The sequence below is a fragment of the Bartonella sp. MU37NMGALS genome (assembly GCF_042194015.1).
GTDB lineage: Bacteria > Pseudomonadota > Alphaproteobacteria > Rhizobiales > Rhizobiaceae > Bartonella > Bartonella grahamii.
This window is the reverse complement of sequence record NZ_JBHIML010000029.1, coordinates 1-7,450: the sequence shown is the minus strand read 5'-3', so window position 1 is coordinate 7,450 and position 7,450 is coordinate 1. Positions and strand designations below refer to the sequence as shown.

The window sequence follows — 7,450 nt, the reverse complement described above, 5'->3', positions numbered from 1 at the left end:
GGAGCAACTATGAATAAGAAAACGCGTAAGGGTCTATCGGTTCGTGCGTTTGCGAAGAAGATGGGTGTTTCACATAATGCGGTGGTTTCTCGGATAAAGACAGGTAAATTTGATGCGGCTCTTTTTGAAGATGGTTCTGTCAATGAAGCGCTTGCAACAGCTATCTGGAATGAGAATCCAACAAAGCGCCCTGCTTCACTTTTAGCGCCTGATGGACAACGGCGAACAAAGATCAAACAAGCCTCTACAGATGGAGCCAACGAATACAAGATAAAACTGGAGCGAATGCAAGTTGCGCTAGCAAAAGAAAAGATTGCTCTGGAAAAGTTACGCGAAACAACTGTTGATCGAGAAGAAGTGAGAAAAGAAGCATGGAACTTTGGAAGAGCGCATCGAGATACAATGCTCAATTTTGCCTATCGCTTTGGTACTGAAATTGCGGCGCAAGTAGGATGTGATGCTGCGAGCCTTATTGGAGCTATCGATCATCATATGCGCAAAGCTTTAATGGAAAATGTCGTCCCTGTTTCTTTTCACGATCCCAACATTTTAGAAGAGAATCCAGAACATGATAAGTAGTGATGCTTCGCCCTCGTCCTCTGGTGCTGGGCTCTTTTTTTGCTATGCGAATGAAGGACGCCGTCCTGACCCGCCTTATACTGTTTCCCAGTGGGCTGATAAAAATCGTTATTTGAGCACAGTTACGAGTGCTGAGCCTGGATTATGGAGGACTATACGCACCCCCTATTTACGAGAGATCATGGATAATCTTTCTGTTTATGATCCGACTGAAACAACCATTGTGATGAAAGGGGCACAGGTTGGAATGTCGGAAGCAGCGTTGAACTTTTGTGGTTATGCCATTCATCATAGTCCAGGACCGGCACTGTATGTGATGCCGACAGTTGAGACAGCTAAGAAACTGTCAAAGTCTCGTCTTGATCCGATGATTTCAGCTAGCCCTGCTTTAAGTGAACGCATTGCTCCTGCTCGTGCACGAGACAGTGGAAATACAATGTTTTCAAAGGAATTTTATGGGGGAACATTGATGATTACCGGAGCAAATAGTGCTGCTGGATTGCGTTCTTCTCCTATTCGCTATTTGGTTTTGGATGAAGTCGATGCTTACCCATTGAATGTCGATAATGAAGGCGATCCTGTAACAATTGCTGAAAAACGAACCTCTGCTTTTATTCAACGTAAAATTTTTAAATTGTCCACGCCGACACACCGTGACACAAGCCGTATCGCCAAGGATTTTGTGCTAGGAGACCAGCGATATTACAACGTGCCTTGTGATGCATGTGGTGTTCTACAGCCCATTGTTTGGTCACAAATCAAGTGGCCAAAAGGCGCCCCCGAAAAAGCTGTGTTTGTTTGTGCCCATTGTGGTCATGAACATGCCGAACATCGTAAGTCCACCTTAATGGCAGAAGAAAACGGTGCTTGCTGGATCGCAACACAGGAGTCAAGTAAGCCTCGTCTGCGTTCTTACCATATTTCAGCGCTTTATTCGCCATGGCTGACTTGGGGCGATTGTGCGCGCGAATTTTTAAGAGCCAAAGAAGACCCTGCTCTTTTGCAAGTTTTTATTAATACAGTTCTTGGAGAGCCATGGGAAGACAGAACAGGCGAAGTTGTTGATCCTGATAGCCTCTATGCAAAACGCGAAGATTATCCATTGGCACCAGAACAAGCCGTCGTGTTAACAGCGGGCATTGATGTGCAAAATGACCGCTTGGAACTTGAAGTTGTAGGATGGGGGCGTAGTGAAGAAAGTTGGCATATTGATTATCAAGTTATCCTTGGTGATCCCTCTTCTTTTGAAATGTGGGACCAGCTGGATGAATATCTTACAAGACGTTGGCCACATCTAGGCTATAAAGATGGCATCAAGATAACGGCTGCTTGTATTGATACCGGTGGTGGACACACACAAGCGGTTTATAATTATGTGCGCCCGCGTGAGGGACGACGTATCTGGGGGATTAAGGGACAAGCGGGATGGCGTGCGGTATGGCCACGCCGCCCAAGTAGAAACAACAAAGGACAGATCAATCTCTATATTGTTGGTGTTGATGCAGCAAAAGATATTATCACGGCACGGTTTAAAAAATCCGGTCCTGAAGCATCGGGGGCTGGTGCAACACACTTTCACAAAAACCTTGATCGGGAATATTTTGATCAGCTAACCGCTGAAAGAAAAGTCATCAAATATTTTAAAGGCTTCAAGCGCATTGAATGGCAAAAAAGCGAAAAGGCAAGAAATGAAGCCTTGGACTGTAGGGTCTATGCTTATGCTGCTTTACAAGGTCTAATTTCGGCAGGAATAAACCTTAATCGAGAAGTCGATATCTTAGAAGAGCGTCTGGAAAAACTTAAAATTGAAGGCTCTTTAGAGCAGCCAACACCAAGACATGCCCCCTCTCCTGCTCCAAAAAGATCTCAGACAGCACAGCCTCAAAAGAAGCCATTCAGAACAATGATGAATCCTTATATGCGAGGGGATTGGAGGTAATTTGTGGGTGAAACTTTAGAACCAATTAACAGCAAAACTGACAGACTGGAAAGTTTAAAAAGGCGGCGTGAACAAATTGAAGAGGCTCTTTATTCGGGTGCGCAATCGGTGCGCCATGGCGATAAGCAAGTAAGCAACCGTTCTGTTGAGGAACTGCGCAGAGCGCTTGAGATGCTGAACACACAAATAGCGGACCTTGAAGGGCGCAAGCGTTCACGCGTTTTCTATTTTAATATATCACGAGGCTATTAATGGCTGGTTTTTTCAATAAACTCACGGGCTTTTTTAAAATTTCTCGTCAACACAATCCCCATTTTGAAGCGGCAAGCAAAAGCCGCCGTATGGGTGGTTTTGACCCCGCAAAAAAACATATTAATAAAGCCATTGAGGAATGCGGTGACACCATTGTTGCCCGTTCAAGATGGCTTTATGACAATGAAGCTCTTTATGGGTCTGCAACAGAAGAATGGGTCTCCGCGGCTGTTAGTGATGGGATTAAACCTTATCCTCGTATTGAAGGCTTTCAAGAAGAAAAGAAAAAGCTTTTAGACTTATGGTGGCAATGGGTTGATGAAGCCGATTATGATGAAGATGCCAATTTTTATGGGCTGCAAGCAACCATTGCACGAGAGGTCTTTTTAACCGGAGAATGCTTTGTAAGATTACATTATGTTGATCTCTACGGACGCTCTGGTGTACCGATTCAATTACAAGTTTATCCCACGGAAATGTTGGACCTTTCCTACAATGGACCTGCTGAGATTGAAGGCAATTACATTCGTATGGGAATTGAATTTAGTGCCAGTGGTAAGCGTGTTGCTTATCATTTTTGGGAACATCACCCCTATGATGATGTCCCTGCAAATATAGCATTTAAGAGTCAAGAACGCATACGTGTCCCCGCTGAAATGATCCTTCACATCAAAGAGCGCCGTATCGCCGGACAATTGCGCGGTTCTCCCAAAATAACGCGCTGTATGACAAAGATCTTTCAACTGGAATCCTATGACGACGCAGAACTCGATAGAAAAAGGACGGCGGCTCTTTTCGCGGCGTTTGTCAAGGACAATTCACCAAACGTCGAAAAATTATCCGATAATCGTGATAAAAACAACGTTGAAGAAGAATACAAAGCACCTGTCATTGCGCCCGGTGCATCTCTTTATTTAGGAGAGAATAAAGAGGTTACATTCTCAAATCCTGTTGAGGTTGGTGGCTCTTATGAGGCTTTTCAATTTCGCAATATCTTGAAAATTTGTGCAGCACTTAATATGCCTTATGCCGTTGTGACAGGGGACGTTACGCGCGGCAATTTTTCAAATGTGCGCACCTCCATCATTCAGTTTAGACGGCACGTCAAACAATGGCGTGAACATATCATTGCCTTTCAGTTTAATCGCATTATATGGGAGCGTTTTGTTGAAATGGCAGTGCTTGTCAAATGCGTCAATTTGCCAGGGTGGGAAGAAAATCCCTTGCCATGGCTTCAATGTGAAAGCTTTGCGCCCCCGCTTGAAATGATTGATCCAAACAAGGATATCTCAGCGGAAAAAGAAGAAATCCGTGCAGGCTTGAAAACACGACGCATGGCACTTGCCGAGCGCGGCTTTGATATCGACAGCATTCATGCCGAACTGCAAGAAGAGCACACAGACGCTCGTGCGCGCGGCTTATCTTTTGACACCGATATGGCGGCGCCCTCTGGTAACAATCAAGTAATTGATACCGCAGATTCAGAACCTTCTGAGACTTATGAAAGCAACCAAGGCAGTGAGGCACATACAAATGGTGAATAATCTCGACATGCCGTTTTTGGCATCACGGCTTTTTGGTGTTCCTCATATGCTTGCATCGACAAAGCTTGATATCATTTTGAATGCTCTTGCGCCGCGTCTTTTTGAGGGAGAAAAGTTTGCCCCTGGGGCATTTGGACAAGGGGATACAACGGCTTTAAGACCACCAGAAACTTATGTAGTACAAAACAATATTGCTATCCTACCAGTTCATGGCACGCTTGTGCGCCGTGGTGCATGGCTTGGGGCTTTATCGGGGCTAACCTCTTATGAAGGTTTAAGGGCTTCTTTTCGTGAAGCCATTGCACAACCTGATGTTCGCGCTGTCTTACTTGATATTGACAGCGGCGGTGGAGAAGCCGGTGGTGTCTTTGATTTGGTTGAAGAGTTTCAAACACTCTCAAAACAATACAATAAACCCATTTGGGCACATGCCAATGAGTTTGCTTGTTCAGCGGCTTATGCCATTGCTTGTTCTGCTTCTCAAATATGGGTAGCTCGTACGGGTGTTGTAGGCTCGATTGGGGTTGTTTGTGCTCATCTTGACCAGTCCCGTGCAGATGAAAAACACGGGCATAAATGGACCTTTGTCTTTGAAGGTGATCACAAAGTTCATGGCAATCCTCATGAACCCTTGAGCGATACAGCACAGATAAAAATGCAAGCCGATTGCGCCCTGCTCTACGAGATGTTTGTTGATTTGGTGGCGCAAAACAGACGCTTAAATGCTGCTGCAATTCGTGACACGAAGGCAGAAACTTTTATAGGCACCCAAGCGATCACGCTTGGATTAGCAGATGCGCAGGGCACTCTTGCGCAAGCTTTGGAAGCCTTAACGGATTCCATATCACAAAACCCAACATCAACAGAAAAAGAAGGACAAAACACATGGCACGCACACAATACCGCGCTGAAGAAGAGGATGACGAAAAGATCGTCGACATCATCAATGACGAGGAAGAGGACGAAGACGATAGTGACGTCGACAAAAACGCCGAAGACTTCGACGATGAAGAAGAAAACGAAGATGAGGACGAAGACAATGAAAACAAGCGCGAAGATATGAAAGCCGTGCTTGAAAAAGAAAGAAAGCGCGCAAAAGCACTAACAACCCTTGAAAGGCAAGCAAAGCACTTAGGCGTTTCTTTTGACGCAGCAAAAGCTATTCAAAACGGTATGAGTCTCGAGAAAGCACGCCAATGTGTGTTGACAGCAGCTAGCTCTCAAAGCGCGTCTTTAAAAGTCTCGCCTTATACCCCTCATAGTGATGGGACGAGCAAGGCAAAGATTCACGCAAAATGGGAAGCAGCTTGGAGGGCAGTGAAATGACGAATATTATTTATGACGACGTACGCAATGGCGCTTATCTTGGACCCTACGACCCCGATATGTCAAACGAAGAAGTGGTGTTTGCATCAGGAGCATTCATTGAAGCAGGAACTGTCATGGGGAAGATAACCGCAACGGAACACTATGTCCCCCTTAATCCAGCAGCATCAGATGGCAGTCAAACACCGGCAGGGATTTCTTTTGCCACTATTGACGCAACAGGCGCCGATCAACGCGCCGTGATTACAGCACGCTTATGCACTGTAAAAGCTTCTGAACTGCTATGGCCAGATGCCATCACGGATGAGCAAAAGAAAGCAGCCATTCAGTCTTTAGAAGACAAAAACAACATTCTATTGCGATAGGAGAATGCGCACATGGATATGAACTTTTTTAAACATGATGCTTTCTCAAGCATCACAATGATGAAAGCCATCGAAAACTATGAGTTTCAACCGGGGCTTATTAGTTCTCTTGATCTTTTTGAGGAAGTGGAAACAAGCACCACAGTGGTTGGTATTGAACGGCGTGATAATACATTTTCGCTTATTCAAACCAGTGAACGCGGGGCACCTTTGGCAGAAGGTGATAGAGAGGGTCGTAATCTTCGGTTTTTCAAAACAACACGGATTGCCAAAAGTGATACGGTGAAATCAGAAGAAATCCAGAACCGTCGTGAATTTGGGACAGAAGATCAGTTAGAGACAGCAATGAAATATATTGCCAGAAAACAAAAGAAACTGATTTCTGAAATCGAATTGACATGGGAGAATATGCAACTCGGCGCCGTTCAAGGCGTTGTTCTTGATGCTGATGGCTCCGTGATTGTCGATTGGTACAAAGAATGGGAAATCACACCACCAAAGCCCATTGACTTTAAACTGAATAATGAGACAACCAATGTTGCTGACAATGTTGACCAAGTCATTATGAGGATGATTGAGGCTTCAAAAGGAGCATTTTCTGATCGTTCACGGATTATTGGGCTTTGTGGAAATGAATTCTTTTCCAAGTTGAAAAACCATAAAACAATTCGTGAAACTTATCTCAACACAGCCTTAGCACAGACACTCAATAGCGCCGGAGGTATTGCAACACCAAGCGCTCTTGGCTCGGGCAGCTTTGACAGTTTTGACTTTGCAGGTGTCACTTTCATTAATTACCGGAGTATTCACAACTATAATATAAGTGCGAAGGCTGGAACAAAGCGCGCCATAGGCATTAAGCCTGATGAATGTCAATTCTTTCCTGTTGATGCGCCTGGTGTCTTCCAAAAAACCTTTGCACCAGGTGAAAGCTTGGATTTTGCCAACACCGTTGGAAAGCCTCTCTACACCATGTTGATCATTGATCACGACCGTAATGCATGGGTAAAACCGGAGGTCTATAGCTATCCGCTTTACATTTGCACACGCCCTGAAATGCTGTTTAAAGCCGTGATTGGAGCGAAATAACATGCGATGGCACGGGCTGCTAAACCAAATGGTTAAAGATGTGCGCAACACTTTTGGGCAGCCCATCATCTACACGCGAAAGGACAATCAGCAATCTTTTCGGATTACAGCGATTTACGGCATTAAGCATTCAGAATCGGACGCCGGTGGCAGAATCCCCACCACAATTCCAAGAAAGGAACTTGATCTTTGTATCAATGACATCGGGGATTTACCACCAAAACCGGAAGATAGTGTTATTGTGATGGCTCCTGAAAACAACAAAGCGCCCTCTTCTCAAGAGCACTTCGTGATCACAGATGTCCAAGCCTCAGAATCCGGTATGTATAAGCTTATCTTACGAGAGCTAAAACAAT

General features: G+C 44.9%; 9 protein-coding genes. All 9 read left to right on the top strand.

All coding sequences use genetic code 11. From position 1 onward, the window contains the following. Nucleotides 1-9: 9 nt before the first annotated feature. Complete coding sequence (locus tag ACFIJP_RS08205; protein ID WP_375626890.1) at nt 10-579, top strand: hypothetical protein; 570 nt, start codon at nt 10-12, stop codon at nt 577-579. Continuing rightward, on the top strand, nt 569-2,518 hold the full coding sequence (locus ACFIJP_RS08200; RefSeq protein ID WP_375626888.1) for a phage terminase large subunit family protein: 1,950 nt from the start codon (nt 569-571) through the stop codon (nt 2,516-2,518). The genes ACFIJP_RS08205 and ACFIJP_RS08200 overlap by 11 nt, the downstream gene beginning before the upstream one ends. A gap of 3 nt (nt 2,519-2,521) precedes the next feature. Further along, entirely contained in the window at nt 2,522-2,770 is a 249-nt protein-coding gene (locus ACFIJP_RS08195) for a phage head-tail joining protein (protein ID WP_330167801.1), read from the top strand. Beyond that, nucleotides 2,770-4,314 carry a phage portal protein gene (locus tag ACFIJP_RS08190; protein ID WP_375626886.1) on the top strand — a complete coding sequence of 515 codons (1,545 nt, stop codon included), beginning with the start codon at nt 2,770-2,772 and terminating at the stop codon, nt 4,312-4,314. Before ACFIJP_RS08195 ends, ACFIJP_RS08190 begins: the two co-directional genes overlap by 1 nt. Next, nucleotides 4,304-5,377, top strand: a complete 1,074-nt coding sequence (locus ACFIJP_RS08185; protein ID WP_375626884.1) for a S49 family peptidase — start codon at nt 4,304-4,306, stop codon at nt 5,375-5,377. The genes ACFIJP_RS08190 and ACFIJP_RS08185 overlap by 11 nt, the downstream gene beginning before the upstream one ends. Further along, nucleotides 5,374-5,640 (top strand): hypothetical protein, encoded by a 267-nt coding sequence (locus tag ACFIJP_RS08180; RefSeq protein WP_041581352.1) that lies wholly within the window; start codon nt 5,374-5,376, stop codon nt 5,638-5,640. Before ACFIJP_RS08185 ends, ACFIJP_RS08180 begins: the two co-directional genes overlap by 4 nt. Further along, nucleotides 5,637-6,005, top strand: coding sequence for a head decoration protein (locus tag ACFIJP_RS08175; RefSeq protein ID WP_375626882.1), 369 nt, complete (start codon nt 5,637-5,639; stop codon nt 6,003-6,005). Before ACFIJP_RS08180 ends, ACFIJP_RS08175 begins: the two co-directional genes overlap by 4 nt. A gap of 12 nt (nt 6,006-6,017) precedes the next feature. Continuing rightward, entirely contained in the window at nt 6,018-7,094 is a 1,077-nt protein-coding gene (locus tag ACFIJP_RS08170; protein ID WP_375626881.1) for a major capsid protein, read from the top strand. Nucleotide 7,095: 1 nt separating this feature from the next. Then, a partial coding sequence (locus ACFIJP_RS08165; RefSeq protein WP_375626880.1) for a hypothetical protein occupies nt 7,096-7,450 on the top strand: 355 nt, incomplete at its 3' end.

Bases quoted from the DNA above. Each gene is read 5' to 3' on its own strand.
- ACFIJP_RS08190 (WP_375626886.1), top strand. From the start codon at position 2,770: ATGGCTGGTTTTTTCAATAAACTCACGGGCTTTTTTAAAATTTCTCGT.
- ACFIJP_RS08205 (WP_375626890.1), top strand. From the start codon at position 10: ATGAATAAGAAAACGCGTAAGGGTCTATCGGTTCGTGCGTTTGCGAAG.
- ACFIJP_RS08180 (WP_041581352.1), top strand. From the start codon at position 5,374: ATGAAAGCCGTGCTTGAAAAAGAAAGAAAGCGCGCAAAAGCACTAACA.
- ACFIJP_RS08175 (WP_375626882.1), top strand. From the start codon at position 5,637: ATGACGAATATTATTTATGACGACGTACGCAATGGCGCTTATCTTGGA.
- ACFIJP_RS08185 (WP_375626884.1), top strand. From the start codon at position 4,304: ATGGTGAATAATCTCGACATGCCGTTTTTGGCATCACGGCTTTTTGGT.
- ACFIJP_RS08170 (WP_375626881.1), top strand. From the start codon at position 6,018: ATGGATATGAACTTTTTTAAACATGATGCTTTCTCAAGCATCACAATG.
- ACFIJP_RS08200 (WP_375626888.1), top strand. From the start codon at position 569: ATGATAAGTAGTGATGCTTCGCCCTCGTCCTCTGGTGCTGGGCTCTTT.